General features: G+C 68.7%; 25 protein-coding genes. 19 read left to right on the top strand and 6 right to left on the bottom strand.

From position 1 onward, the window contains the following. The 18 genes from VGK32_00750 to VGK32_00665 all read left to right on the top strand — a co-directional run. A partial coding sequence (locus VGK32_00750; GenBank protein HEY3380261.1) for an amidohydrolase family protein occupies positions 1 to 1,128 on the top strand: 1,128 nt, incomplete at its 5' end. Next, positions 1,125 to 1,997 (top strand): GNAT family N-acetyltransferase, encoded by an 873-nt coding sequence (locus VGK32_00745; GenBank protein HEY3380260.1) that lies wholly within the window; start codon positions 1,125 to 1,127, stop codon positions 1,995 to 1,997. The genes VGK32_00750 and VGK32_00745, both read left to right, overlap by 4 nt. Continuing rightward, positions 1,994 to 3,088, top strand: coding sequence for an NAD-dependent epimerase/dehydratase family protein (locus VGK32_00740; protein HEY3380259.1), 1,095 nt, complete (start codon positions 1,994 to 1,996; stop codon positions 3,086 to 3,088). Before VGK32_00745 ends, VGK32_00740 begins: the two co-directional genes overlap by 4 nt. After that, complete coding sequence (locus VGK32_00735; GenBank protein HEY3380258.1) at positions 3,075 to 4,136, top strand: hypothetical protein; 1,062 nt, start codon at positions 3,075 to 3,077, stop codon at positions 4,134 to 4,136. Before VGK32_00740 ends, VGK32_00735 begins: the two co-directional genes overlap by 14 nt. An 80-nt stretch (positions 4,137 to 4,216) precedes the next feature. Beyond that, a complete protein-coding gene (locus tag VGK32_00730) occupies positions 4,217 to 5,008 on the top strand; it encodes a DeoR/GlpR family DNA-binding transcription regulator (protein ID HEY3380257.1) in 792 nt (263 codons plus the stop codon). Positions 5,009 to 5,093: 85 nt separating this feature from the next. Beyond that, a complete protein-coding gene (locus tag VGK32_00725; GenBank protein HEY3380256.1) occupies positions 5,094 to 5,948 on the top strand; it encodes a DMT family transporter in 855 nt (284 codons plus the stop codon). Positions 5,949 to 5,961: 13 nt separating this feature from the next. Next, a complete protein-coding gene (locus VGK32_00720; GenBank protein HEY3380255.1) occupies positions 5,962 to 6,693 on the top strand; it encodes a carbohydrate-binding family 9-like protein in 732 nt (243 codons plus the stop codon). A gap of 45 nt (positions 6,694 to 6,738) precedes the next feature. Then, complete coding sequence (locus VGK32_00715; protein ID HEY3380254.1) at positions 6,739 to 8,115, top strand: hypothetical protein; 1,377 nt, start codon at positions 6,739 to 6,741, stop codon at positions 8,113 to 8,115. After that, positions 8,112 to 8,546: a dimethylsulfonioproprionate lyase family protein gene (locus VGK32_00710; GenBank protein HEY3380253.1), complete on the top strand. Its 435-nt coding sequence runs from the start codon at positions 8,112 to 8,114 to the stop codon at positions 8,544 to 8,546. The genes VGK32_00715 and VGK32_00710 overlap by 4 nt, the downstream gene beginning before the upstream one ends. 16 nt (positions 8,547 to 8,562) lie before the next feature. Beyond that, the gene (locus tag VGK32_00705; GenBank protein HEY3380252.1) at positions 8,563 to 9,714 is read left to right on the top strand and encodes a Gfo/Idh/MocA family oxidoreductase; all 1,152 of its coding nucleotides are present in this window, start codon (positions 8,563 to 8,565) and stop codon (positions 9,712 to 9,714) included. Between the two features lie 7 nt (positions 9,715 to 9,721). Beyond that, positions 9,722 to 10,498, top strand: coding sequence for a 3-ketoacyl-ACP reductase (locus VGK32_00700; GenBank protein ID HEY3380251.1), 777 nt, complete (start codon positions 9,722 to 9,724; stop codon positions 10,496 to 10,498). A 61-nt stretch (positions 10,499 to 10,559) separates the two neighbouring features. Beyond that, positions 10,560 to 11,267 (top strand): PIG-L family deacetylase, encoded by a 708-nt coding sequence (locus tag VGK32_00695; protein HEY3380250.1) that lies wholly within the window; start codon positions 10,560 to 10,562, stop codon positions 11,265 to 11,267. Between the two features lie 33 nt (positions 11,268 to 11,300). Further along, a complete protein-coding gene (locus VGK32_00690; protein HEY3380249.1) occupies positions 11,301 to 12,050 on the top strand; it encodes a glucosamine-6-phosphate deaminase in 750 nt (249 codons plus the stop codon). A 38-nt stretch (positions 12,051 to 12,088) separates the two neighbouring features. Then, positions 12,089 to 13,756, top strand: a complete 1,668-nt coding sequence (locus VGK32_00685; protein ID HEY3380248.1) for a sodium:solute symporter family protein — start codon at positions 12,089 to 12,091, stop codon at positions 13,754 to 13,756. Between the two features lie 5 nt (positions 13,757 to 13,761). After that, the gene (locus VGK32_00680) at positions 13,762 to 14,655 is read left to right on the top strand and encodes a hypothetical protein (protein HEY3380247.1); all 894 of its coding nucleotides are present in this window, start codon (positions 13,762 to 13,764) and stop codon (positions 14,653 to 14,655) included. Beyond that, on the top strand, positions 14,656 to 15,726 hold the full coding sequence (locus tag VGK32_00675; GenBank protein HEY3380246.1) for a PfkB family carbohydrate kinase: 1,071 nt from the start codon (positions 14,656 to 14,658) through the stop codon (positions 15,724 to 15,726). Further along, the gene (locus VGK32_00670) at positions 15,723 to 16,037 is read left to right on the top strand and encodes a hypothetical protein (protein ID HEY3380245.1); all 315 of its coding nucleotides are present in this window, start codon (positions 15,723 to 15,725) and stop codon (positions 16,035 to 16,037) included. The genes VGK32_00675 and VGK32_00670 overlap by 4 nt, the downstream gene beginning before the upstream one ends. After that, positions 16,037 to 17,077, top strand: a complete 1,041-nt coding sequence (locus VGK32_00665; protein HEY3380244.1) for an amidohydrolase family protein — start codon at positions 16,037 to 16,039, stop codon at positions 17,075 to 17,077. Before VGK32_00670 ends, VGK32_00665 begins: the two co-directional genes overlap by 1 nt. Before the next feature lie 16 nt (positions 17,078 to 17,093). Here the strand turns inward: VGK32_00665 and VGK32_00660 are convergent, their stop codons facing one another. The 5 genes from VGK32_00660 to VGK32_00640 all read right to left on the bottom strand — a co-directional run bounded on the left by VGK32_00660 (position 17,094) and on the right by VGK32_00640 (position 23,515). After that, on the bottom strand, positions 17,094 to 19,118 hold the full coding sequence (locus VGK32_00660) for an acetylxylan esterase (GenBank protein HEY3380243.1): 2,025 nt from the start codon (positions 19,116 to 19,118) through the stop codon (positions 17,094 to 17,096). Between the two features lie 105 nt (positions 19,119 to 19,223). Further along, positions 19,224 to 20,093, bottom strand: a complete 870-nt coding sequence (locus tag VGK32_00655; GenBank protein ID HEY3380242.1) for a hypothetical protein — start codon at positions 20,091 to 20,093, stop codon at positions 19,224 to 19,226. Between the two features lie 171 nt (positions 20,094 to 20,264). Continuing rightward, positions 20,265 to 22,460 (bottom strand): SpoIID/LytB domain-containing protein, encoded by a 2,196-nt coding sequence (locus VGK32_00650; GenBank protein HEY3380241.1) that lies wholly within the window; start codon positions 22,458 to 22,460, stop codon positions 20,265 to 20,267. Further along, the gene (locus tag VGK32_00645; GenBank protein ID HEY3380240.1) at positions 22,457 to 23,122 is read right to left on the bottom strand and encodes a YqiA/YcfP family alpha/beta fold hydrolase; all 666 of its coding nucleotides are present in this window, start codon (positions 23,120 to 23,122) and stop codon (positions 22,457 to 22,459) included. Before VGK32_00645 ends, VGK32_00650 begins: the two co-directional genes overlap by 4 nt. Then, a complete protein-coding gene (locus VGK32_00640; protein ID HEY3380239.1) occupies positions 23,123 to 23,515 on the bottom strand; it encodes an SET domain-containing protein-lysine N-methyltransferase in 393 nt (130 codons plus the stop codon). A 122-nt stretch (positions 23,516 to 23,637) separates the two neighbouring features. Between VGK32_00640 and VGK32_00635 the strand changes: the two genes are divergently transcribed. Continuing rightward, positions 23,638 to 24,834, top strand: a complete 1,197-nt coding sequence (locus VGK32_00635) for a RidA family protein (protein HEY3380238.1) — start codon at positions 23,638 to 23,640, stop codon at positions 24,832 to 24,834. 21 nt (positions 24,835 to 24,855) lie between these two features. Here VGK32_00635 and VGK32_00630 read toward each other — a convergent pair whose 3' ends face one another. Further along, positions 24,856 to 25,884 (bottom strand): PAS domain-containing protein, encoded by a 1,029-nt coding sequence (locus VGK32_00630; GenBank protein ID HEY3380237.1) that lies wholly within the window; start codon positions 25,882 to 25,884, stop codon positions 24,856 to 24,858.

Genomic DNA, 25,884 nt, shown 5'->3' with positions numbered 1-25,884 from the left:
GCGCCGGTCGAGGCGCCGAGGACGAAGAAGATGCCGCTCGATCTCACCGACTTCCAGCCCCGCAGCATGTTGCATGTCCGCGAGACCGTCGTGGAACGCGCGCGGTTCCCGGTCATCGACGTCCATGCACACCTCGGGTTCGCGTCCAGGGAGACGGGCGGCGTCCCGCTCGGCGAGGAGATGACCTTCCTCGCGCCGCCCACCACGCTCCTGAACGTGATGGACCGGAAGAATGTGAAGACGATGGTGCACCTGACGGGCGGATGCGGCCGAGGCCTCGTCGAGAGCGTGAGGACCTACGACCAGGCCCATCCTGGACGGTTCCTGAGCTTCACCGAGCCGTGGTGGAGCCGCGCGGGCGAGCCGGGCTACCCGGCGTTCCAGGCCGAGGAACTCGCGCGCGCCCGAGGGGCCGGCGCCCGGGGTCTGAAGGTGCTGAAGACGCTCGGCCTGTACTTGCGCGAGAAGGTGACCACCGGGCCCCTGGTCAAGGTGGATGACGCGCGATTCGGCCCGATGTGGGAGGCCTGCGGGGCGCTGAACATGCCGGTGGCGATCCACGTGGCCGATCCCGAGGCGTTCTTCCTGCCGACCGACCGGTTCAACGAGCGATTCGAGGAGCTGAACAACCACCCCGACTGGTCGTTCCACGGCGACCGCTTTCCGTCGTTCAGCGAACTGCTCGACGCGTTCTATCGCGTGGTGGCGCGGCATCCCCGGACGCAGTTCATCGCGCTTCATCTCGGCCTCAACGCCGAGAACCTCGCCGCGGTCTCTGAGCGCATGGATCGGTTCGCCAACGTTCACGTCGACCTCGCCGCGCGCATCGGCGAGCTCGGGCGGCAGCCGAGGGCGGCGCGGGCGTTCTTCGAGCGACACCAGGACCGGATCCTGTTTGGCACCGACGCCGTCCCGAACGGCAACGACACACCACAGCAACTGTTCGGCGAGAAGCTCTACGAGATCTACTACCGGTTCCTCGAGACCGAAGACGAGTACTTCGACTATGCCCCGGCTCCGGTGCCGCCGCAGGGCCGCTGGCGGATCTACGGGATCGGGCTGCCCGAGGGGATCCTCCGCAAGGTGTATTACGACAACGCGGCGCGGCTCCTCGGGCTCGACGCATGACCGACAGCAGCGGGCCGAACGACCGGGCCGTGACCCGGGCGATGACGCGGGCGGACATCCCGGCTGGTCTGGCGCTCTGCCGGGCGAGCGGTTGGAACCAGACGGCGGAGGACTGGGAACAACTCGTCGCCCGAGGCGGCGACGGGTGCCGCGTGGCCGTCCTCGATGGCCGCGTCGTGGGAACCGCGACGGCGGTGACATACGAGGGCCGTTTCGCGTGGATCGGGATGGTGCTGGTGGACGTGGCCGCTCGCGGGCGCGGCATCGGACGGGCGTTGCTGGAGGAGGCGCTCTCGAGGCTCGGCCCCGTGCCCGCGCGCCTCGACGCCACGCCGAAGGGACATCCCCTCTACCTCGCGCTTGGCTTCGTCGAAGAGCGCCGGTTGTGCCGGCTCACGAGCCGGACGGCACCTGGCGGCGCGGGGGTCGGCGGTCGCCAGGTGCGTCCGATGCGACGAGACGACCTGGCTGCGGTCGCGGAGTGGGACCGCTCGGTGTTCGGGGCCGGTCGCCGGCCGTTGCTCGAGTGGGCCCGAGAAACGACGCCGGACCTGGCGCTCGTCGCGGACGCGGGCGCAGGCCTCGAGGGCTACTGCCTGGCGAGGCAGGGCCACGACCTCCTCCATGTCGGCCCGGTCGTCGCCGACGACCTGGAGGTGGCTGCGTATCTCGTCGACGCGTGCCGCCGGCGAGCACCCGAGGCGCCAATGGTGATCGACGTGCCGGCGACCCCGACCGCGTGGACCGCGCGGCTGGCTGAGATGGGGTTCGTCGAGCAGCGCCCGTTCATTCGAATGTGCCGGGGCACCAACTCCCACGAGGGACGCCCGGCGTCGCAGTGGGCCATCTTCGGACCGGAGTGGGGATGAGCGATTTTCCGAGATGCAACACGGTGGTGGACGACGGACCGGATGGGCAGGTGTCGGTGGCAGGACTCGCCGCGATCGAGTCGACTGCGCGGCTCGAGGAGGTGCTGTCGCGGCCGAGTCCCGCGGACGTCGCCTGCCTGCGCCGGATCGACGGCGACGTCGCCATCCTCGGCGCGGGCGGCAAGATGGGACCGTCTTTGGCGCGCCGCGTCCGGCGGGCGAGCGCTGCGGCAGGCGTGTCGCGCCGCGTGATCGCCGTGTCCATCTCGTGGGAGCCCGGCGTTCGCGAGTCGCTCTCGCGCGACGGCATCGAGACACTGACGTGCGACTTCCTCGACCTCGCCGCCCTGGCCCGGCTGCCGCTGTGCCCGAACGTGCTCTACCTCGTCGGCCGCAAGTTCGGCACCGCGGGGAGCAGCGACCTGACGTGGGCAGTCAACACGCTGGCGCCGGCCTACATGGCGGACCGGTTTTCGGACTCGCGTCTCGTCCTGTTCTCGTCGGGTAACGTCTACGGCATGGTGCCGGTCGAGGGCGACGGCTCGGTGGAGACGGACCTGCCGGTGCCGGTCGGCGAGTACGCGCAGTCCTGCCTGGGCCGCGAGCGGGTCGCTGAGTACTTCTCCCGGACACGCGGGACGCGGTGTCTGCTGTTCAGGCTGAACTACGCCGTGGACCTGCGCTACGGCGTGCTGGTGGACGTCGGCCGGCGGGTGTTCGAGGGGCAGGGGATCGATCTGCGCGTCGGCTACGCGAACGTCATCTGGCAAGGCGACGCCCTGTCATACGCGCTGAGGAGCCTCGAACTCGCGATGGCGCCCCCGCGCGCGCTCAATGTCACCGGCCCGGAATTGGTGCGGATTCGCGATTTGGCCCTGTGGTTCGGCGGGCGCTTCGGCCGCGAGCCACGGTTCGAGGGCGAGGAGGGACCGACGGCGCTACTGAGCAACGCTGGCGCGTGCTACGCTGCGCTCGGTCAACCGGAAGTCGGCCTGGACTGCCTGCGTGAGTGGGCGGCCAGTTGGATCGAGTCGGGCGGCCCGCGCCTCGACAAGCCAACGAAGTACGAGGTCGTCGATGGACGCTACTGACCAGATCCGCCGCCTCCTGCTGGAGGGGATGGTCATCCCGGCCCACCCCCTGGCATTGACGGCGCAGCGGCGGCTCGACGAGCGCCGGCAGGTGGCCCTGACGCGCTATTATTGCGACGCCGGGGCCGGCGGGATCGCCGTCGGCGTGCACACCACGCAGTTTGCGATCCGCGACCCGCGGGTCGGCCTGTTCTCCACGGTGCTGCGCCTCGCGGCCGACGCCGCGCGGGAACACGAGCGGCGGACGGCACGGCGAGTCGTGCGCGTTGCCGGCGTGTGCGGTCTGACGGCGCAGGCGACCGCCGAGGCCGGTCTGGCTCGCGACCTGGGCTACGACACCGCGCTGCTGAGCCTGGCGGGCTGGGACGGCGTGCCGGCGGAGGACGTGATCGCGCACTGCAGGGAGGTGGCGTCGGTCCTCCCGTTGTTCGGTTTCTACCTCCAGCCCGGCATCGGCGGCCGGCCGCTCGACGAAGCGTTCTGGCGGGAGTTCCTCGAGATTCCGAATGTCGTCGCCATCAAGGTGGCGCCGTTCGACCGCTACCGCACGCTGGACGTCGTTCGGGCTTTGGCCGCCAGTGGGCGCGCGGCGGAGGTCGCGCTCTACACGGGCAATGACGACAGCATCATCGCCGACCTCCTGACCGAGTTTCCAGGGGCGACGCCCGGCGCGCCTTGCGTCCGGTTCTCTGGCGGCCTGCTCGGCCAGTGGGCGGTGTGGACGCGGCGCGCGGTCGAACTGTTCGAGCGGGTGCGGGCAGTGCGCGTCGGCGCAGAAACTGGTACTCGCGCCATGTTGGCGCTGGGCGCCGAGATTACGGACGCGAACGCGGCACTCTTCGATGCCGGTCACCGGTTCGCCGGCTGCCTGCCCGGCATTCACGAGGCGCTCCGCATTCAGGGCCTGCTCGCGGGCCGGTGGTGTCTCGAGCCCACAGAGGACTTGTCGGCTGGCCAACTGGACGCCATCAATCGCGTGCGGGCCCGGTACCCGCACCTCAGGGACGACGAGTTCGTGTCGGAGCGCCTCGACGGCTGGCTGCGGTGAGCGATGGACGGCATTGACGAGGTCGGCCGGATCGACTTGAATTCGGAGTTCGGAGTGACCGCAGCCAAGGAGCAGCAGACATGGGTGGATCGAAACGTCAGCGCCTTCTCGTGGAGGAGCGTCGCCGCAAGATTCTGGAAGTGCTCGAGCAGAACGAGCGCGTGACCGTGCGGGAGCTCGTGAAGCGGTTCGAGGTGTCCGCCGTGACGATCCGCGGCGACCTCGACACGCTGACCGAGGCGGGCGCGCTCGTGCGCTCGCACGGCGGTGCGCTCAAGCCGCTCGGCGGGCCGGTCGACATCTCCATCAACGTAAAGGAGATCCTGCACCACGACGAGAAGGCCCGGATCGGCGCCGCCGCCGCGCAGCTGATCCAGAACGATGAGACGATCATCCTCGACTCGGGGACCACGACGCTCGAAGTCGCACGCCAGATCGCGGCGCGCAAGTTCAAGTCGCTCACGGTGATCACCAACGGGCTGAACATCGCGATCGAACTCGCGAAGCTCCCGCAGGTTCGCCTGATTGTGGTCGGGGGCATGCTGCGCCACGTGTCTCATTCGGTGGTCGGGCCGCACGCCGAACAGATGCTCCAGGGACTCAACGCCGACCGGCTCTTCCTCGGCGTCGACGGGCTCGACGTGAACATCGGGATGATGACTCCGGACGTCCTCGAAGCCCAACTCAACGCGCAGCTGATCCGGGTGGCGCGCGAAGTCACCGTGGTCGCGGACGCCACGAAGTTCCGGCGCCGAAGCCTCTCGCTGATCGCAAAGCTGGAGAGCGTCCACCGCATCATCACCGACGACACGATCGATCCCGAGACGGCCGCGACTGTCAGGAGCAAAGGCATCGAGCTCCTCATCGTCTGAACGGCCTCGGCGACCACCGGCAAGTGGGCGGGCCGCGCAACCGGGAACGCCGGCGCCGGGGCGTTCGCCAACGAGAGCAGGTAACGTGCAACGCTGGCTGCTGTTTGCGATCTTCACGACCGTCTCCTGGGGCATCTGGGGCGCGTTCATCGAAATCCCGGAGAAGGCCGGCTTCCCGGCGACGCTCGGATACGTCGTGTGGGCCCTGACGATGGTTCCGTGCGCGCTGGCGGCGCTGCACGTGATCGGGTGGCGGTTCGAGCGGGACGCGCGGTCGCTCACGCTCGGCAGCCTGGTGGGACTGCTCGGCGCCGGCGGGCAACTGCTGCTCTTCGAGGCGCTCCGCACGGGTCCAGCCTTCATCGTGTTCCCGGTCGTCGCCCTCTACCCAGTGCTCACCATCGTGCTCTCGGTGCTGGTGCTGCGCGAGCGGGCGTCGGGCCGCCACTGGTCGGGCATCCTGCTGGCGCTCCCGGCCATCGCGCTCCTGTCTTACGTGGCGCCCGGCGACGCCATCGTCAGGGGCTACACGTGGCTGCCGTTGGCGACGCTGGTCTTCGTCATGTGGGGCATCCAGGCCTTCGTGATGAAGTTCGCCACGCGCACCACGAGCGCGGAAGGGATCTTCTTCTACATGATGGCGACGGCCGTCGCGCTGGTGCCCTTCGCCGTGTGGATGACCGACTTCGGCCGGCCGATCAACTGGGGATTCAGAGGGCCGTACCTCGCCGCCCTCGTGCAGGTGCTGAACTCTGCCGGGGCGCTCTCGCTCGTCTACGCCATGCGGCACGGCAAGGCGATCATCGTCGCGCCGCTGACGTCGCTCTCGCCGGTGATCACGGTGGTCCTGTCGCTCGCGGTCTACAGCCGCGTTCCTCCCGTGTATCAGGTGGCCGGCATCGCGTTCGCGACGCTCGCGATCTACCTGATGGCCGAGTAGAGCCGGAGGTCACATGAAGTGGGTGGGTGCGATCCTGTCTGCCGCCTTGATGTCCACCGCCGTTTCGGCGGCAGACTCTTACCGCGTCCTCGCGACCCCCCACCCGCGTGCGGCGCTCATGGCTGCGGGCGGCGAGGAGTGGAGCCCGGCGACGGCCGTCTCGTGGGGGCCAGTGAAGTACCAGACGACGTTCCGCGCGCTGTGGAGCGCCGAGGGCCTGTTCCTGCGGTTCGACGCCACCGACGACCACCCGTGGTTCACGATGACGCGGCGCGACGATCACCTGTGGGAAGAGGAGGTGGTCGAAGTGTTCCTCGACATCGACCAGAGCGGCCGCAACTATGCCGAGCTCGAGATCAGCCCCGGCAACGTCGTGTGCGATGTCCGGATGGTCCAGCCCTACCCCGACAAGCAGATGGATTTCGACTGGAACATCGAGGGGCTCGAGACGCGGACCCTGGCGACGCCGGGGCGCCCGCCGTTTGCGGGAGACTGGACGGCCGTCGCGTTCATCCCGTGGCCAGCGTTCCGGTCGCTGCCGTCGGCGAAGGGCGTCGCGCTGCCTCCCCGCCCCGGCAGTCAGTGGCGATTCAACCTCTTCCGCGTGAAGCGTCCGGGCGGCCCGCTGGCGCCCGAACGCGGGGCCGTCGAAACGGCCTGGTCGACACCGTCCCAGCCCAGCTTTCACGTGCCGTCGGCCTTCCAGAGCTTCACCTTCGAGGCGGAGCCGGCGCGCCGGAAGTGAGGGCCGTGTGACGGGCCAGGCGAACGCGACGATCGGGGTCACGCGATGAAGATCGATCCGCGGGTGGAGCCGGCCGGGCTGGCCGCGAAGATCGACCGGCTCTGGGACTTGTCGGCGGCGAAGATCCGGGCCATCGAGCGCCGCCACGGATCGTCCCGAGATGCTCTCGTGTACACCGTCGACGGCCGCTACACCTCCCGCGGCTGGACGGAGTGGACGCTCGGCTTCCGGTACGGATCGGCGCTGCTCCAGTTCGACGCGACCGACGACCGCCGGTTCCTCGATCTCGGACGGCGCCGCACGCTCGAGTCGATGGGCCCGCACCTTACCGACGCCGGGGTCCACGATCATGGCTTCACGGTCGTCAGCACCTACGGCAACCTGCTGCGCCTGGCGCGAGAAGGGCGATTCGAGCACGACGCCTGGGAGCGGCGCTGCTACGAGATAGCGCTCGCCTGCTCGGCCGCTGTCCAGGCGCGGCGGTGGACGTCGCTCGGCGAGGGCGAGGGATTCATCCACTCGTTCAACGGGCCGCAGTCGCTGTTTGTCGACACGATTCGCACGCTCAGGTCGCTCGCGCTCGGCCATCGCCTCGGGCACGTGCTTCTCGAGGAAGGAGGCCGGCGCGTCTCGTTGCTCGACCGACTCGTGATGCACGCGCGCTCGACGGCCAGGTTCCTCGTCTCAGATGGCCGCGGACGCGACATCTACGCCTCGCCCGGGCGGGTGTCTCACGAGGCCATCTTCAACGTGACGGATCACAGCTTCAGGTGCCCGAGCACCCAGCAGGGCTACTCCCCCTTCACCACGTGGATGCGGGGCCTGGCCTGGGCGATGTGCGGGTTCGCCGAGCAGCTCGAGTTCATGGCCACGGTGAGCGGCCAGGACGCAGCGTTCGCCGGCGGCCGCCGCGCGATCGTCGCGTTCATGAGGCGGGCCGCGTCCGCGGCGTGCGACTACTACCTCGCGCACACGCCGACCGACGGCATTCCATACTGGGACGCCGGTGCGCCTGGCCTCCACCACCTCGGCGACTATCTCGCGAAGCCCGCGGATCCGTTCAATCCGTACGAGCCGGTCGACAGCTCGGCCGCGTCAATCGCGGCGCAGGGCCTCCTTCGCCTCGGCCACTTCCTCCGGCGGCACGATCCGGCGCGTGCGCGCCGGTACTGGCAGGCGGGGCTCACGCTGATGCACGCGCTCCTCGACGAGCCGTATCTCGGCGTCGACCGCCGCCACGAAGGCCTGCTCCTGCACTCGGTGTATCACCGGCCAAATGGTTGGGACGCTGTTCCGCCGGGCCGGACGGTGCCGTCCGGCGAGTCCAGCCTGTGGGGTGACTACCACCTCCGCGAGGCCGCTCTCTACGTGCAACGCATCATCCGGCGCGAGCCGTACCTGAGGTTCTGGGGACCCGCATGACGATCGTCGATCTCAACACCACCGAGGGACGCCGCTTCCCCGCCGGACGTCGCACGAAGAACGTGGTCGGCGGCCAGTCGCCGGTGCAGTCCGGTCATTTCGCGCTGGGCATGGTGACGCTCGACCCGGACGGCGGCCAGGTGCCGTGGCACAACCAGGAACAGGAAGAGGTGTATCTCGTCGTCGAGGGCTCCGGCGAGATGTGCCTGGGCCACGAGCGCGCCGTTCTCGGCGCGGGCCAGGCGGTCGCGATCCCGCCCGGCGTCTTCCACCAGATCACCAATCTCGGGCAGACGCCGCTGACGTTGATCTACTGCTACGGCCCGGCCGGAGAGGTCGCGCACTGGCGGCAGGAACTCGATGGCACGCTGCCTCGCGCCGGCGTCGATGCGCCGCCGCTGCCGGAGGGCGCGCGGACGCAACGGGCGTGAGCGAGGAGAACACGAGGTGACTACCAGGCGTATCGGCATCATCATGAACGGCGTCAGCGGGCGAATGGGCGCCAACCAGCATCTCCTGCGCTCGATCGCCGCCATCCGCGGCGACGGCGGCATCGGCCTGCCCGACGGCAGCGTGATCATGCCCGACCCGATCCTCGTCGGCCGCAGCGCCGCAAAGCTCGAGGCGCTCGCCGAGCGGGCACAGGGGCTGAGGTGGACGACCGACCTCGATACCGTGCTGGCGGATCCGACCTACACCGTCTACTTCGACGCGCAGACCACCAACCGGCGCGCCGCCGCGGTCAGGCGCGCGATTGCCGCGGGCAAGCACGTCTACTGCGAGAAGCCCACCGCGGTCACGATGGCCGAGGCACTGGACCTCTATCGGCTTGCGTGCGAGGCGGGCGTCAAGCATGGCGTGGTCCAGGACAAGCTCTGGCTGCCGGGCCTCGTCGCGCTGAGGCGCCTGTGCGCGGGCGGCTTCTTCGGGCGCGTTCTGTCGGTCCGCGGCGAGTTCGGCTACTGGGTGTTCGAGGGAGACACCGTCCCGGCGCAGCGCCCGTCGTGGAATTACCGCGCCGAGGACGGCGGCGGCATCATCGCCGACATGTTCGCCCACTGGCGCTACGTGCTCGACAACATCTTCGGCCCGGTCACGGCGCTCTCGTGCCTCGGCGCCGTACACGTCAATCGTCGCTGGGACGAGGCTGGCCGGCCCTACGACTGCACCGCCGACGACGCGGCCTACGCGACGTTCGAGCTCGAGGGCGGGATCGTTGCCCAGTTCAACTCGTCGTGGTGCGTCCGCGTGCGCCGCGACGACCTGCTGACGATCCAGGTGGACGGCACGAAGGGCTCCGCGGTGGCGGGCCTGCGGAACTGCTGGGTGCAACCTGCGGCCGCCACGCCACGGCCGGTGTGGAACCCCGACGTCGCGACGCCAGGCGACTACCGCGCCGACTGGCAGCTCCTGCCCGAGGTCGAGGCGCATGGGAACGCGTTTCGAGCCCAGTGGGAGCTGTTCCTGCGGCACGTCGCGTGCGACGAACCATTCCCGTGGGACCTGCTGGCGGGCGCGAAGGGCGTGCAACTGGCGGAGCTGGGTCTCGAGTCCTGGCGGACGAGAAGCTGGGTGACGGTGCCGCCGCTCAACTTGTGAGGGCACGATGACACAGGCACGCGTGGCGTTGATCACCGGAGGCACGCGCGGGATTGGCCTCGGCGTCGCCGAACACCTGGCGCGCGATCGGTTCCACCTGGCGGTGTGCGGCCGGCGCGAGGAGGCCTCCGCCGCCGGCGCGCTCGAATCGCTCAGGCGCCACGGCACTGATGTCTTCTACAGCCGCTGCGACGTCGCGGACCGCGCGGCCCGCGAAGCGCTCGTGGAGGCCGTGCGGGCGCGATTCGGCCGTCTCCACGTTCTGGTCAACAACGCCGGGATCGCGCCGCCGGAGCGCCGCGACCTGCTGGAGGCCTCCGAGGAGAGCTTCGAGAAGGTGCTGCGGACGAACCTTCAGGGCCCGTATTTCCTGACTCAATCCGTCGCACGCTGGATGGTCGAGCAGAAACGCGCCGACCCGGCCTTCCTCGCCTGCGTCGTCAACGTCTCGTCGATCTCGGCGACGACGGCGTCGGTGAACCGCGGCGAGTACTGCGTCGCCAAGGCGGGCCTGGGCATGGCCACGCAACTCTGGGCGGCCCGACTCGGCGAGTGGGACATCCCGGTCTATGACGTCCGGCCCGGCATCGTCCGCACGGACATGACCGCGGAGGTCGAGGCGAAGTACGACCAGATGATTGCCGAAGGCCTCCTCGTCCAGCCTCGGTGGGGGCTGCCGGGCGACGTCGGCCGCGCCGTGGCCATGCTGGCCCGTGGCGACCTCGCGTACTCGACGGGCCAGGTCCTGATGGTCGACGGCGGCTTCAACGTGCGCCGCCTGTAACATGCTGCGCGGGTGCCGCGGCTCGGGCCGCCGTCGCCACCCGCGGAACGGAGAGCGAGCCATGACCGGACACCCGGGTGTCGATCTCGTCAGTCCTGCGGACGCCGGGACAGTGCTCGTCGTCTCGCCGCACGACGACGACGGCGTCGTCGGGTGCGGCGGGTTCATCGCGAACCTTCCGGTGCCGCCGGTCGTCGTGATCGCGAGTGACGGCCGCCTGGGCTACCACTCGATCGCCGAGCGCAACGGCTTCGCCGAACGGCGCGAGCGCGAGGCCGTGGCCGCGTACGGGCGCCTGGGTGTTCCGCCCGACCGGATCAGGTTCCTGCGTTACCCGGACATGTCGGTGCGCAACTACCAGAGCTGGGAAACTCCTGACGGGCGCCCTGGGGCGTACCAGGTACTGTTCCGCGTGATCCGGGACTGCCGGCCGTCGACGGTGTTCCTGCCGAGCGACTTGGACTTCCACCCCGATCACAAGGTGATTGCGGAAGCGGGCCTGGTGGCGTGCGTGCAGGCGGGCGAGACGCTGATGCCGGAGTTGGGCCCGCCGGCGGCGATCCGGCGCATCTACGCCTACCAGGTCTGGGAACCGCTGAGGGATCCGGTCGCGGCGCATCCGCTCGACGCGCGCTGCGCGGCGATCAAGCGGTCGGCCATCACGGCGTTCGCCTCGCAGGTCGACGCGTTCGCGCGCATGGAGCAACTCGGTACCCTTCGCTACGACCAGGAACGCCTCGCCCAGGTGCGGGCGTTCGACGCGGCCTGAACATCGGCACGCACCTGCCGAGGAGGAGGAAGCATGGACGTTCGGATCTTCGAGTCGAAGCCCGCCCTCGCCGCCGCCGCGGCCGTCGAGGCATCCGGTCTCATCAGGGCCGCCATCGCCGCGACCGGCCACGCGCGGCTCATCGCCGCGACCGGCGCGGCGCAGTTCGAATTCCTCGAAGCCCTCGCGGGAACACCGGGCATCGAGTGGTCGAGGACGGAGTTCTTCCACCTCGACGAGTACATCGGCCTGCCGGCATCGCACCCGGCCAGCTTCCGCCGCTTCCTGACCGAGCGGATCATCGACCGGGTGCATCCGGGCGCATTCCACCTGATCGACGGAGAGGCTGCCGACCCGCACGTCGAGTGCGCGCGGCTCGGCGCACTCCTCACCAGCGCGCCGATCGACCTCGCGTTGGTCGGCATCGGCGAGAACGGCCACCTGGCGTTCAACGATCCCCCGGCGGACTTCACGACGGAGACGCCGTACCTGGTCGTCCAGCTCGACGAGCGGTGCCGGCGCCAGCAGCTCGGCGAGGGCTGGTTCCCGCGCCTCGAGGACGTGCCGACGCGGGCAATCTCGATGTCGGTTCGCCAGGTACTGAAGACGACGCACATCATCGCGATCGTTCCCGACACCCGGAAGGCCGAGGCCGTTCAGCAGTGCCTCGAGCTCGAGGTCAGTGTGTGGCGGCCCTCGTCCGCCTTGCGCTGGCACACCGCGACCACGCTGTATCTCGACCGTGCGTCGTCGTCGCTGCTGTCGCAGCCGACGCACGCCTGATGTGACGGGCCGCAACCCCTCGAAAAAAAGACTCCCGAATGCACTTCACCCTCGTGGACTGGTTGATCGTCGGCTTCTACCTGGCGGTGGTGTTCGTGGCCGGCACGCGCGGACAGCGCTACGTCAGGAACTCATCGAGCTTCCTGGTCGCGGGCCGGACCATGGGCATCCACGTGGGGATGATCTCGCTCGTGGCGACCGAGATCGGAATCATCACCTACATGTACTACGCCGAGATGGGCGTGCTCTATGGCTTCGCCGCCTTCATGGCGGGGCTGATTCCCGCCGGCATCTACGTCCTCGTGGGATCAACGGGCTTCGTCATCAGCCGCTTCCGGGAACTCGAACTCGTCACCATCTCCGAGTTCTTCGACAAGCGGTACGGGCGGGACGTACGGGTGCTGGCGGGCGTGCTGATGGCGGTGGGCGGCGCGTTGAACTTCGGCGTCTTCCCGATCATCGAGGCCAAGTTCCTCAACATCGTAACCGGCGTGCCGCCGGGCTACATCGTGTGGACGATGGTGCTGTTGATGACGATGGTGCTGATCTACACCGCGCTCGGCGGGATGATCTCGGTCGTCGTCACGAACTACGTCCAGTATGCCGTGTTGGCAGCGGCGATGATCATCATCACGGGCTACTGCCTCTTCGGCGTCGGCCTCGGTCCGATGGTGGCGACGGTCGAGCAGCGAATGGGTCAATCCGGCTTCGACCCATTCGCGCACAAGGTGTTGGGCTGGCCGTTCCTGTGCTGGCAGTGCCTTTCGTGGCTGGCGCTCGTCACGGCGTGGGCGCCGATCGCGTCGAGGACCTTCTCGTCCGAGGACACGCGGACGGTGCGCCGTGTGTTCTTCTGGACCGGCTTCCTGAGCCTCGGGCGGGCGATCCTGCCCTTCCTCTGGGGCATCGCCGCGCTGACCTATCTCGGGGCGCGCAAGGTGCCGGCCATCGAGGCGCTGCCGGTGTTCCTGTCCGAGGTGCTGCCGGTGGGCGTCGCCGGCCTGGTGCTGGCCGGCATGCTGGCGGCCTCGATGTCCACCTACAGCGGCTACCTGCTCGCGTGGAGTTCGGTGATCTCGCAGGACGTGGTGATGCCGCTCGCGGGCCCGCGCTTGAAAGCGAAGCACGAACTGCTGATCAACCGCCTCACCGTGCTGTGTCTGACCGTCTTCATCATCGGGTGGGGCCTGTTCTACGTCGTGCCCGGCGCCACGTACTTCTACCTGCAGATCACGGGGAATCTGTTCCTGGCCGGCACGTTCTGGACGGTCGTCGCAGGGATGTACTGGAAGGGCGCGCACCGGCTCGGGGCCTACTGCTCGTTGCTGCTCGGCGCGAGCGCCACCCTGATCTACTTCGTCGTGGACGACCCGGTGGGCTGGACCGGCACGATCGGGATGGTCAGCTACGGGGCGGCCCTGGTAGGAATGGTCGCGGGCTCGGTGATCGGACGGCGTGTACCGTCGACGGCTGGGCGGGTTGCGTGGCTCACCGCGCTCGGTAGCGCCGCAGGCCTGGCGGGGCTGGCCTCGATGCACCCCACTGGCCCGCACGGGTGGCTCTACGCCTGGATCGCAACGCTGGCGATCTCTCTTGGGCTCTTTGTCGTGATCTCCGTCTGGGCCCTCGTGCGAGGCTATGGCGACATGCGTCGGATGTTCAGGCGGCTCGACGATGAGGCCGCCGTCGCCACGCAGGAGAGGTGACCCCGATGAGCGACTTCACCCTTCGACAACTTCACGACTGGTGCAGGATTCCCTGCGATCAACTCGAGACGCACCCGGCCCTGAAGATCCGCTTCCGGCTGTGCGCCGACTCGGCCGCGATGGGCGCGCTGATGGCGCGGGAGCTCGTGGACCGGATCGCCGCGAACACCCGCGCGGGGCGCCCGACGCGCGCGATTGTACCGTGTGGGCCAGCATGCTGGTACGGCCCGTTCACGGCCCTCGTCAACCGCGAGCGCATCAGCCTGCGCAGTCTCGAGGTATTTCACATGGACGAGTGCCTCGACTGGCAGGGACGCGAGTTGCCCAGGAGCCATCCGTACAGCTTCCGCGGCTACATGGAGCAGCACTTCTACTCCCCCGTCGACCCGGGGCTGGCGGTGCCCGAACCCTCGAGGCACTGGCTGACGCCGGCGACCGTTGACACGGTCCGGACCGCCATCGAGGCGGCGCCAATCGACATCACGTACGGCGGTTGGGGCCAGGATGGGCATGTCGCCTACAACCAGGCGCGGCGCCATCCGTTGTCGCGGCTGTCGATCGAAGACCTGCGGCTCTCGACGGTCCGCGTGCAGGAGAACAATCTCGATACGATGCTGGCGCTCGCGCAGCGTACCTTCGGCGCCGGCTACCAGTTCGTGCCGCCGATGTCGGTGACGCTGGGCATGAAGGAGTGCCTCGGAGCCGCCGCGGTACGCCTGTTCAGCGACACCGGTGCCTGGAAGCAGACGGCGCTCCGCGTCGCGCTGTTCGGCCCGGTCACGCCCGAGTACCCCATCACCCTCCTGCAGGAACACCCGGACGCGCTCGTGACCGCGACAGTCGAGACGGCCACCCACCCCATCAGCCTGCATCCCGAGTGGGATCTCGGGCTCGCATAGATGGAGGGCCGGCAGACGGACGCCGCAGCGTTGCACATCGAGGCCCGCCAGTGGCGCTACCGCGCCATGATCGGCGTCGGCGGCATCGGCACCGGCCGCTTCTTCGCCCTCGAGGGCAACCAGACGCTCGGCCGCGAGGAGAGCCGCGCCGGGTGCATGCTGGACCGCCGCGACTACTGCAAGCTCCACATCATCAGCCACTATGTCCAGACACTGCTCGGCCGGTCCTTCGCGACGCTGCCGATCGGCCATGTGGGCGACGACGGCGACGGCAGGGCACTGCTCGGTGAGATGGCCGCCGCGTCGCTGGATACCCGGCACGTCAGCCTGCTCCCGGGCGTGCCGACCCTGTCTTCGTTCTGCCTGGTGTACCCCGATCGGACGGGCGGCAATTTGACGACGGCTGATTCCGCCTCGTCCAGGGTCGATGCGGCTCTGGTGAACGCCGCGGAATCCGAGTTCGCGGCCCACCACGGCCGCGGCGTGGCACTTGCCGTGCCCGAGGTTCCGCTCGCCCCCCGCGCGGCGCTGCTCGATCTCGGCACCCGCCACGGGTTCTTCCGGGTGGCCGCGTTCACGACAGGGGAGCTGGCGGACGCTTCAGCACGCCGCATGCCGGCCAGCGCGGATCTGGTGGCGATGAACCTCGAAGAGGCCTCTGCGATGGCCGGCATGCGATCGAACGACGGAGCACCTGGCGCGCAGGCCAGGCAGGCGATCGAGCGGATCGCCGCCGCGCACCCACGTCTCGCGCTCTCGGTGACTGCCGGCCGCAACGGAAGCTGGGTCCGCGTTGGCGCGTCGCTCCAGCATCTTCCTGCGCTGACGGTAGCGGTCGAGAGCACCGCTGGCGCGGGCGATGCCCACCTGGCGGGGCTCATCGCCGGCGTGGCGGCGGGGCTGCCGCTGACCGAAGCGCATCACCTGGCGACGCTCGTGGCGGCACTCTCGGTCACCTCACCGCACACGATCCACCCCGCCCTCGACCGGGCCGCCCTGAGCGCGCTGGCCCGTGAACGGACGGTTCCACTTCCTGACAGCGTCGTTCGGCTCCTGGAGGATCCGTCATGAGCGTCACGATGCGAATCACGCAGCGCTTCAAGGCTCCGCACGAACGCGAATTCCTGGCGCTCGAACGCGAGTTCGCCGCGCTCGAGGCGTCGCGCCCGGACTACCCCAGGGGCCGGCGACTCCAGCCGCTGGCTGCGGGAGCGTCGTGCAACAGCCTGATCTGGGAGGCGGAGTTCGACGACCTCGGGGCGGCGCAGCGGGCGCTCACTCTCTTCGCGGGCGACGAGGCGCACGAGCGCCTCCTCGAACGGCAACGGCCGTTCTTCGAGGAGGTGAGGATCGAGTTCTACCAGAACCTGGAGTTCGCGTGATGCGGGTGATCGACGCGCACACGCACGTCTTCCCCCAATACGTCGATCTGGCGGTCCGTGTGATGGACCGCTGCGGCATCGAGCGCGCAGTCACGCTCGAATGGCACGACGGTTTCGGCGTGACGTTGGCGGACCACCTGAAGGTGTTCCGGCGCTACCCCGGCCGCTTCACGGTGTTCGGCAACGTGGACGCCCGCCGCATCAACGAGCCAGGCTTCGGCCCCGAGGCCGCACGACAGATGGAGCGCGACGCGGCCGCCGGCATGCGCGGCCTGAAGATCTACAAGGCGCTCGGCCTCGGATACCGGCACCCGGACGGGACATTCTGGCGCGTGGACGACGACCGACTCGACGCGATCTGGGCGATGGCCGGGGCGCTCGGTATCCCGGTGCTGATGCATACGGCCGATCCGCCCGCGTTCTGGCAGCCGGTCACGGCGAGGAACACGTGGAACGGCGTGATCTACGGCGAGTATGCATGGTGGAGCTACTACCGGAAGGGCTACCCGAGCCCCGACGAACTGATTGGCGAGCGCAACGAGGTCATCGCCCGCCACCCGGGCACGGTGTTCATCTGCCCCCACATCGGCAGCCGGTCCGAGAGCCTCGCGCTCGCTGCCGAGGATCTCAACGCCCTTCCAAACCTCTACTACGACCTGTCCGCGCGCCTGCCCGAGCTTGGAACCCCGGCGCGTCGAAAGGGTGCGCGGGCGTTTCTCACCGATTACCAGGACCGCGTGCTGTTCGGGACCGACGCGATCTACGACGACACCAACGTGCCCACGGGGATGCAGGCTCAGTGCCTCTTCCAGCCGGGTGAGGTCCCGCTCGGCCCGGACGATCCGCGGGACCGCTACGTCGCGACCACCGCCGCGTTCCTCGAGTCGCACTTCGACTTCCTGCTGACTGACTCGGTGCAGCACGAGCCGCCGTTCAAACGGCGCACGTCAGCCTGCGACATGTGTGGTCTGGCGCTGGATCGCGCGGTTGCGGAGAAGATCTTGTTTCGGAATGCCGATCGCCTGATACCCGACAGGTAGGGTCACTCGTTCCTCCCTACCGGAGGTAGGCTCCACCCGGCATCAGGTATTGGACCGGCCAGGTTTCCTGGAGCGACTCGACCGCCGCCGACCAACTGAACGGGTTCGCGCCTGGATCGGGCAGCCACTCGATGCCGGCCAGCACCTCGCTCGCGGCCGACGCGAGGGAGGCACCCTCTCCCCTTCCGGCTGCCACGATCCTGGAGGCGCCGAGCTTCACCCGCGAGAACCGGGCCGCAATCTCGACGTCCTCGATCGTCTCCAGGAAATACGGCCGGCCCGTGAGCAGTGAGTTGTAGACGTGGTTGGCGAGCACGCCGGACAGTGGGCTCGTATAGGCCTGCGCCTCGTCGGCAGGCGCCAGCGCGGGATCGTCACCGACCGCCCGGTATCGCATGCGCGTCTCACCTACGCCACGCAAGTCGAACGAGACGACGTCGTAGCCGGCATCGACACGGGCGAGCAGGCGCGGCCAGTCCCCGACGCCCGCCTTCCCGTTCAGGCCGATGTCGAGGAGCACCGGGCGGTGCGAGGCCCGGCCGCGGTGCACGTGCAGCAGCGGCATGATGAGCCGGCCGCTGTGGTGCAGCAGGTACCGGTCGATGTCCACGTCACCGGCCTTCGTCGATCCGGCGGACTCCCACGCGATCGCGCCCGGTGACGAGCCTGCCGTGTACGCGGCCACCGGCCAGCGGTCGATGCCCGGATAGGGACTCGCGTGGTATCGCTCGGTCAGCGTCTCGGCCGCCCGCCCCCGAGTGGCGCGGTAGTGTTCGCGGATTACCTCCATCAGCGATCGCCCATCGATGTCCGCACGCACCTGGCCGGACGGCGTGCACCGCAGCACCTCGGCCGACAGCGGCGTGAAGGGGTCGAACCCGTGGCGCAGCGGCAGGCCGTTGAACCGATCCATGAAGGCGAATACCGCGTCCTGGTTCTCGTCCGAGAACCTGTGCTCGTGGAAGCCCTCGACCATCGCAACGCGGTCGGCGGCACCGAACCGGCGGTAGATTCCGGACACCTCTCGCAAGGTCCGGCGAGTGCCCTCGATCGGGACGAAATCTCTGACCGCGGCCGCGACAATCAGCGGCCTCGGGTGGACGAGCAGCAGGAGTCCTGCATGGTCGACGCCGCCCGACACGCTGCCGAACGGATCCTGTTCGGGATCGCTGTCCGGATCTTCGAAGATCCGGTTGGCCATGCGCATGGGAAGCGAGGTGATGAAGCAGGATGGCGCCACGACGCCAAGGCGGTCGTCGAGCGCCCCGATGCTGGCCGCCTGAAATCCGCCGCCGCTCGTGCCGGTGATCGCGAGCCGGCCGGGGTCGACATCGGGCCTCGTCACCAGGTAGTCCACCGCGCGGATGCCGTCCCAGATGCTCCAGCGCGACAAATTGGCGCCGGTGAGGCACGCGAGGTTCCCGAGCACTGCGTGCTCGCCGCAGATGAGGTTGTAGCGGCTCCGGCCTCGCGCGGCGTCCCAGAACTGGCTTCGTTCACCCTGTCCGACGGGGTCCCAGCACAACACCACGTAGCCGCGGCGGGCCAGGCGCGCCGAGATCTCCTGGTAGTTGCGGTAGGCCTTTCCCTCGGCGCTGTGCCCGCACGCGACGAGCATCGCGGGCCGGCGACCGGGTGGCCCGTCGGGCACGTACACCAGAGCCGTGACGTGGAGGCCGGGGATGCTCTCGAAGATCACCCGCTCGATCCGGTAGCCCTGCGCCGGGACCACGCCGACGACCCGGGCGTTGAGGGGGGTGCGTGTCTCGGGCAGCCCGCCGATGGCGGCGAGAAAGCGCTCACGGGTCTGGCGTTTCAGGCTGGCAAGGTCGCCGGCGGTTCGGACGGCCGCCCAGGCCGCGATGCGCGCCTCGTCCTGCTGCCATGCCCGGTCGAGCTGGTACTGGAGGTACGCGGTGACCCGCGGGCCTGGCGCCGGCTGGGGGTCGAGCACGGCAAAGGCCGCCGGGCCAGGCGCGTCGGCTGCCTGCCACGCCGCCACGCCCAACACGAGACACGCGAGCGCGATCGTCGTCTTCACACACCGTCTCCGGCCGTCGGGGCCATGGAAGTGAACCGTCGCTGCTCCACCCCGCCCATCGAACCGGACGTGGCCATCTCGGTCATCGGGAGATGGGCGGTTCGCTCAGCGTACGAGCACGCGCTTCACCGATTGTTTGGACCGCGTCTCTTGGAGCCGGACGGTCCCAGATCCTCGGCGCTCGAGGATGTCCAGCGACAGCTCGATGCACTCCTGCGCCTCGCGGGCCGACATGGTTCCCACCGTGACCATGTCGACGTCCCGGATGGCGTTCCAGACGAAGGTGAGCCCCTGGAACGGCCGGACCTGGCCCGCCGCCAGCGGCTTGATTGCCATGACGGGCCTGCGCGCCTGCGCGATGATCTGGGCCGTCCAGTCCACCTCGATCGGCATGAGGAACCCGGCGCAGTTGAAGATGGAGATGTACGTCTCCACGTCGAGACTGGTGTCGTCCGCGTAGATGATCGCCTCGGGCATGTGCGACGCGAGGCCGGGGACCATTCCGCGCTCTCGAATCCGGGCGCATAGCTGGTCCGCGTGGCGGATGGTCCGCGTACAGCGGTCGATCAGCGCGTCGGTGGTGCTCTGGTGAGGCATGCAGATGCGAACGCCGATTGCCTGCTGCTCATCGAGCACGCGCTCCACGTCCCCGCGGTCGAACCCGCGCGCGGGGACGTGCGGACCGACCGCGAAGCTCGGTGTGCTGACGATGACAGCTTTCACGCCGGATCGCTGCTCGGCATCGCGAACCGCGTCGAGCAGAGGCGGGTATGGGAACGGTCCCATGACCGTGTCCACGCCTGCCGCGAAGAACACGGCCAGGATCTCGGCGATGCGTGCGCGCTCCGTCACCAGGTCCTTGATCAGCTGGTCCTTGGCGTCGGTTGCGTGGCTCCAGCCGAGGAACCAGTTGGTGCCGATCACCAGGCGCGAGACAGACTCGCTCCCGACAGTCGTACGTGGAAACGTGGGCATTACGCTCCTCTCGCGTCTCGAGGCCGGGCCGTCACGAAGGCCGGGCCGGCCCGCGATCCGGAGGATGGATTGGGCAGGCCGCGGCCGCCGCCCGCCGCCGGACGAAGCCAGATTGGTGCGGATCCTACCCCTTGGCTGCGGACGAGTAAAGCCGCGCGAACGAACGACCGGTCAGCGGACTTCGTCCCACCGACGGCCGGCGGCGATCTCGGCATTGAAGCAGGCGGCTGCTTGCACGTAGGCGCGTTCGAGTCCATCGCGCGTGCGGATCGCCTTCCAGTCGACGTCGGACGGGCACACCGCTTTGCCTGGTACTGGCTCGCCGCGGTACCCTCCGGCCAGGTACATGGCAGCCCCTTCGCGCACCCACAGGGGACGGCCCGCCAGCCGTTCAGCGATCACCACGTGCGCCAGTTCGTGACGAAGCGTCGATTCGAGGAGCCCGCGCTCGCGCAGCACGGACGGGGGGATCAGATCGACGCGCGCGCCACGGGTTGCGGCCGCTGTCCACCATGGTTGGCCAGTTGCGCGCCGATACGCATCGACCGTGGCGTGATACACGATCTCGACGGCCTCTGGCAGCGCCAGGCCAGACCGCGTCGCGATCTCACGCAGAGCGTCGCGCGACAGATCTTCGACCCGCGCCCGCTCTGCCTCTTCACCAGCCGGCAGAGCGACTTTGAGCCGCGCCGAAAGGCGAGACCCGACCGGCGGCACCTGGTCGATCGTGCCAATGGTCGTGCCGGGAAGATACGCGCGGAGGATTGCGCTGGCGCGCTGGCCAGCCCTCGCGCGCCGACTCGCCCCCGTGACACACAGGCCGACACCGTGCCCGGATCCTCGACCGTCGAATCGATAGCCGGCCGCGGTGCGCCTCACATCGAAGAGCGTGCTCTTGAGGTGCTGCCACCCGAGCGAGCGGCCGACAGCCAGGCGGAACTCCTCACCGCCAAGTGCTGGCGGTGAGAAGCCATCCACCTGGACGCGAATCACGCGGCCGGACTCACTTCGCTCCAGCACGCGCAGATCGCGCAGAGCGCCGCCGCGCAGCCCGGCCACACGTAACGCCCGTTCGAGGCTTTGCGCCGACACGTCACTCTGCCAGGCCGAACTCCGCGCGCACCCGGGCTCAGGTCGGGACACGAGATACCCTTGGTCGACGGCCTTCGGCCACACGCGAGACGGCTTCTCGGAATAGCCGCCGCACGAGGCCGTGTAGAACACCGGCGCCGGTTGCCCGCCGAACAGCACGACCTGCCCCTCAGTCGCTCGAGCCGCAGCCACACCGCGCACAGAGGCACGTCCCATGACCTGACAGTGCGTCAGGTCGCAGAGATCGAATCCCTCGGCGGCGTGCCGGCCCTGATTCACCAGCGCAAAGGTCCGGGCCACGATCGCCACCGCCTTCTCGGCCTCGTCCCCCGCACGGCCACCGACCTCCCCGCTCACGACGCGGCCGACATATTCTTCGAGCGGGATCCTCTCGACATCGAATCCGCCGTCCGGCCGTGCGTGTCCGACCCGCACCGTGCGCCCGGCCACCAGCTTCGCGGCAATCAGCGCGGCATCCATGCCAGCCGCGCCAGGAACGATCACGACGACTGCTTGTGCAGGGTGTTCGGATGGGGTCACGGCCACGACGAGCCCCTGGTAGCCACCGCCATCCATCGGCGCCGTACCTGTCTTCGCCAACGCGGACACGCCACGCTCGTGAAACGCGTGTGCCGTTCCGTAGTCCGCCGCACCGCGCAGCCCCTGGAGCAGGATGTCGCGTGTCCCGGGCGCGAGACGGGACGAGCCCGTCGTCAACCGCACGAACGCGGCCAGCAGGTCTTCGGGCGTGATGCGTGCGCCTTCGACGCCAAGCGCTGCCGACACCAGCCGCGACGACGAAGTCGACGGCGGGAGACCGAGCAGGACCATGGCCCGGTCGAGCGCGTCGCGTCTAATCCGCGAAGCCACGGACGCGAAGAAGTAGTTGCAGGAGTGCGCGAGCGCCTCGGCCGGTCCGAGCGGGTGCCCGACATCCGGGTGGGAGCACGTGAAATGCCGGCCATCCACGTCGAGGCGGCGCTGGCAGGCGATCCGTGTTCCGGCCTCGATGACGCCGGAATCGAGCGCGGCAATCAGCGTGGCGATCTTGAGAATCGAGCCGGGAAGCACGGGCGCGCGCAGTCTGTCTTCACGGGCCACATGGAGCCGGCGGCCCGACGCGATATCGACGACGAGGTAGGCGGCTGTCGAGGGGATGGTGTCGGGCGTCGCTGACTGGCGCGTCGTCTCGATGCACGGCCGCAGCGGCGGCTCCGGCCCACCGGGCGGCAGAAGCACCGCGGCGATCGCCAGGCAGCACACGCCGCGGATCATGGCGTCCTGTCGAGACCAAGGAAGGCTGCGCTTTCCCGCCAGACCTCGTCGAGGTGATTCTGCAACTGGTGATCATCGTCGAGCAGGCGCAGCGTGACGTTCGGGCGCGAAGCGGCGAATTCGATGACCGATTCGGGCCGGACGATCGTGTCCCGGATCCCCTGGAAGACGAGCATCGGCACGTCCACTCGAACGCCGAACGCGTCGTACCCGTGTCCGTCCGCGTAGAGCGCGAACCGTACGGGCACGGTCCTGCCGTACGCGTGGTGGAACACGTCGCGTCGATTCGTCCGTCGCCAGTCGTCGATGTCGGCTGGCGTCAGGTGCGACTCCCGGGAGGATGCGAAGTCGACGGCCGGTGCGAGCAGGATCAGACCGGCAATTGGATGCGCGCCGGTAACGGCGGCACGCCGGGCCGCGGCGTGGAGCGCCACGAAGCCGCCGAGGCTCGACCCAATCAACATCACGGGGCCGGCTGGAATCGCGGCAATCGTCCGATCCACGTCGTCCAGCATGCGGGTGACGGTGAGCGTCGAGAAGTCCGGCTCGTTCAGATCCGGCACGTGCAGCCGGCACCCGAAGGGCCCCAGACGATCGGCCAGGTAACGCGCCTTCCCGGAATCCGGCGAGGATGCGAAGCCGTGAAGGTAGAGGAGTTCCACCTACAACCTCGTCCGACACCCCGGCCGACAGCGGCACTGAATCGACTGCTCGCCTTCGGTCTGGTAGTTGTAGGTCAACTCCTGTCCGGCGTCGATCGGCTTCGACGCACGGATCCAGATCACGCCGTCCACGATCTGCGCGTAGCAGTTGGGCGTGCAGGAGTGGTTGATGAAGCGCGCGACGTTGCCTCCGATCGCGCCGTCGATCACCCAGCGGTTATTCAGCTTGAAGCACCAGATCCGGCCCTGCTCGAGATATCGTTTCTCGCGGATGACGCTCTCGCGATGCGTGATCTTCTCGCCGGCGTAGTGGATAATGCGTTTGTTCTTCGGGATGCGTTCGCTCGCGAACACGCCCCACCCATGGAGTTTCGAACGACGTCGTTCAATCACGGATCTATTAGACACTCTGGGAGGTGTTTTCCGAACCGGAAAATCACACCCGGAGCGTCCGGTCGCCCGCTGCGTGGAATCAGCGGAGGTCCCGTACCAATCGAGTCATCCAGGAGGTGTACATGCGCCGGGCACCCGTCATCTTCGCACTCGCGGTTTCCATCGGGATGGTGGGCTCGGCCCGCGCCCAGACGCCCGCCCTGCCTGCCCCGTTCAGCCCCGCGGTCGTCGCCGGGGACTTCGTCTACCTGGCGGGGATGCTGCCGACCGACACGAACGGGAAGATCGTCGCGGGAGACGTCCGAACGCAGACGACGCGTGCGTTGGACAACCTGGCCGGCCTGCTGAAGCAGCACGGGTCGCGCATGGAACAGGTGGCGGCGGTCACCGTGTACCTGAAGAACCAGAGCGACTTCGGCGCCATGAACGAGGTCTACGGGAAGTACTGGCCGAAGGACCCGCCCACACGCACGACCGTCACCGCCAATCTCGTGGTTCCGGACGCGCTGATCGAAATCAGCATGGTCGCCCTGCGCGACGGGGTCGAGCGCCGCATCATCCATCCGCCCTCGTGGCTTCGATCGCCGAGCCCCTACAGCTACGGGATCCAATCGAAGAACACGCTGTTCCTGTCGGGCCTCGTGTCGCGGAACGGCAAGGACAACACCGCGGTGCCCGGCGACATGAAGACACAGGCCGGGACCGTGCTTGAGAACGCCCGCGAGATCCTCGCGGCCGCCGGCATGACGCTCGCCGACGTCGTTTCCTCGCGGGTGTACATCACCGACACGGCGCTGTTCCAGGACATGAACACCGTGTACCGCACCGGCTTTCCCGCGAACCCGCCCGTCCGCGCCACGGTCAAGACCGGCCTCACGGCTCCGCAGTACCTGGTCGAGATCACGATGCTGGCGGTGAAGGACGCGCCGCGGAACGTGTTGAGCACGCCGAACGCCGATGGCACGCCTGGCAAGCCGAACCCGGTCCTGAGTTCCGCCATCCGCGTCGGTGATCGGCTGTTCCTGTCCGGGATGCTCGGCTCGACGGTGTCCAACAAGGGCGACGCGGCTGCGCAGACCCGGGAAACGCTCGCGCGCATCGGTCGAACGCTCGAGGCGGCGGGATTCGACTGGGCGGACGTCGTCGATTCGGTGGTCTACCTGCCCGACCTGAAGACGTTCGGAGCGATGAACCTGGCGTACCGGGAGGCGTTTGGCGGCCGGTTTCCGGCCCGTGCGACGGTCGAGGCCGGACTGGTCGCGCCGGACGGCCTGGTCGAGATCATGATGACGGCCGCGCGAAGCGGCGGGAAGCGATAGGGACCGCCCAGGGCCGGAGCGCTACTTCCCGCCCTTCGGTCCGCTCGCGTGGAGGTCCACCATCATCGGCCCGCCCTGGATGTACTCGGTGAGGTGGATCTCCTCGATCTCACGCAGGCGCCGGGTCACGTCCACGATGCGCAGCGAGTTCGTGCGAATCGTCTCGACGCGCGTCACCTGCTCCGGCGTCAGCGTGCCGCCGAAGAGCATCGACTCGGCGGTGCCGAGGATGGCGGTCAGCGGATTGTTGATCTCGTGATTCAGCGCGATCGTCATCTGACCGACGAGCGCGAGCCGCTCCTTCCTGATCAACTCGTTCTCGAGGGCCACCGTCCGCGTCACGTCATCGGTGATGCAGATGGCCCCGGGCAGACGGTCCTCCTCGGCGCTGAGCGGCACGATGGTCACGAGAAAATAGTTGGTGGGGTTGGCCCTCGGGTACGGCAGCTTGGCCCACGTCACCACCTCGCCCGCCCGAAGCACCCTCGAGTAGATCCCTTCCCAGTCATCGCGGCTGAAGATCGTGTAGACGTCGCTGATTGGGCTCCCGATGATCTCGAAGATCGACTTGTCGACACCCAGCCGCTTGAAGAGTGAGGCCTGATCGTTGTTGAAAAAGGTGGTGTTGAAGTCGCCGTCGAGAACGATCACGCCCAGCTGGAGGTGGTTGAGTACCGCCTCGAGGTAGCCGCGCGCGCGGCTCTGAATCTCTTCGATCTTCAGGTGCTGAGAGATCTCGTCGAACACCACGACGTACGAATCCGGACGCGCCCGCGTCAGGTGCACGTCGAACACCTGCCCGTCGTCGCTCGGCGACGCCCAGCGGACATCGCTCGTCCAGCCAACCGTCCGCAGCTTCGACACGGCGCGGGTCAATGCCGACGCGAGCGATGAGGTCGAGCGAACCGCCTCGCCGAGGGCATCGAGATCCTCCTGGGGGCGCCGCAGGAGCTTCGCGAACGCGTCGTTGGCGACCCGCACATCGAGCCGCGCCGACAGCACCGCGATCGGCTTGGGCAACGCCAGCAGCAGTTCCCGATCCTCGGTCAC

It is taken from the genome of Vicinamibacterales bacterium, from assembly GCA_036504215.1.
Lineage (GTDB): Bacteria > Acidobacteriota > Vicinamibacteria > Vicinamibacterales > Fen-181 > FEN-299.
This window is presented reverse-complemented; position numbering and strand designations above follow the sequence as displayed.

Coding starts and splice junctions, on each gene's coding strand:
- VGK32_00745 (HEY3380260.1), top strand. CDS start 1,125: ATGACCGACAGCAGCGGGCCGAACGACCGGGCCGTGACCCGGGCGATG.
- VGK32_00740 (HEY3380259.1), top strand. CDS start 1,994: ATGAGCGATTTTCCGAGATGCAACACGGTGGTGGACGACGGACCGGAT.
- VGK32_00735 (HEY3380258.1), top strand. CDS start 3,075: ATGGACGCTACTGACCAGATCCGCCGCCTCCTGCTGGAGGGGATGGTC.
- VGK32_00730 (HEY3380257.1), top strand. CDS start 4,217: ATGGGTGGATCGAAACGTCAGCGCCTTCTCGTGGAGGAGCGTCGCCGC.
- VGK32_00720 (HEY3380255.1), top strand. CDS start 5,962: ATGAAGTGGGTGGGTGCGATCCTGTCTGCCGCCTTGATGTCCACCGCC.
- VGK32_00715 (HEY3380254.1), top strand. CDS start 6,739: ATGAAGATCGATCCGCGGGTGGAGCCGGCCGGGCTGGCCGCGAAGATC.
- VGK32_00710 (HEY3380253.1), top strand. CDS start 8,112: ATGACGATCGTCGATCTCAACACCACCGAGGGACGCCGCTTCCCCGCC.
- VGK32_00700 (HEY3380251.1), top strand. CDS start 9,722: ATGACACAGGCACGCGTGGCGTTGATCACCGGAGGCACGCGCGGGATT.
- VGK32_00695 (HEY3380250.1), top strand. CDS start 10,560: ATGACCGGACACCCGGGTGTCGATCTCGTCAGTCCTGCGGACGCCGGG.
- VGK32_00690 (HEY3380249.1), top strand. CDS start 11,301: ATGGACGTTCGGATCTTCGAGTCGAAGCCCGCCCTCGCCGCCGCCGCG.
- VGK32_00685 (HEY3380248.1), top strand. CDS start 12,089: ATGCACTTCACCCTCGTGGACTGGTTGATCGTCGGCTTCTACCTGGCG.
- VGK32_00680 (HEY3380247.1), top strand. CDS start 13,762: ATGAGCGACTTCACCCTTCGACAACTTCACGACTGGTGCAGGATTCCC.
- VGK32_00675 (HEY3380246.1), top strand. CDS start 14,656: ATGGAGGGCCGGCAGACGGACGCCGCAGCGTTGCACATCGAGGCCCGC.
- VGK32_00670 (HEY3380245.1), top strand. CDS start 15,723: ATGAGCGTCACGATGCGAATCACGCAGCGCTTCAAGGCTCCGCACGAA.
- VGK32_00665 (HEY3380244.1), top strand. CDS start 16,037: ATGCGGGTGATCGACGCGCACACGCACGTCTTCCCCCAATACGTCGAT.
- VGK32_00655 (HEY3380242.1), bottom strand. CDS start 20,093: ATGCCCACGTTTCCACGTACGACTGTCGGGAGCGAGTCTGTCTCGCGC.
- VGK32_00650 (HEY3380241.1), bottom strand. CDS start 22,460: ATGATCCGCGGCGTGTGCTGCCTGGCGATCGCCGCGGTGCTTCTGCCG.
- VGK32_00635 (HEY3380238.1), top strand. CDS start 23,638: ATGCGCCGGGCACCCGTCATCTTCGCACTCGCGGTTTCCATCGGGATG.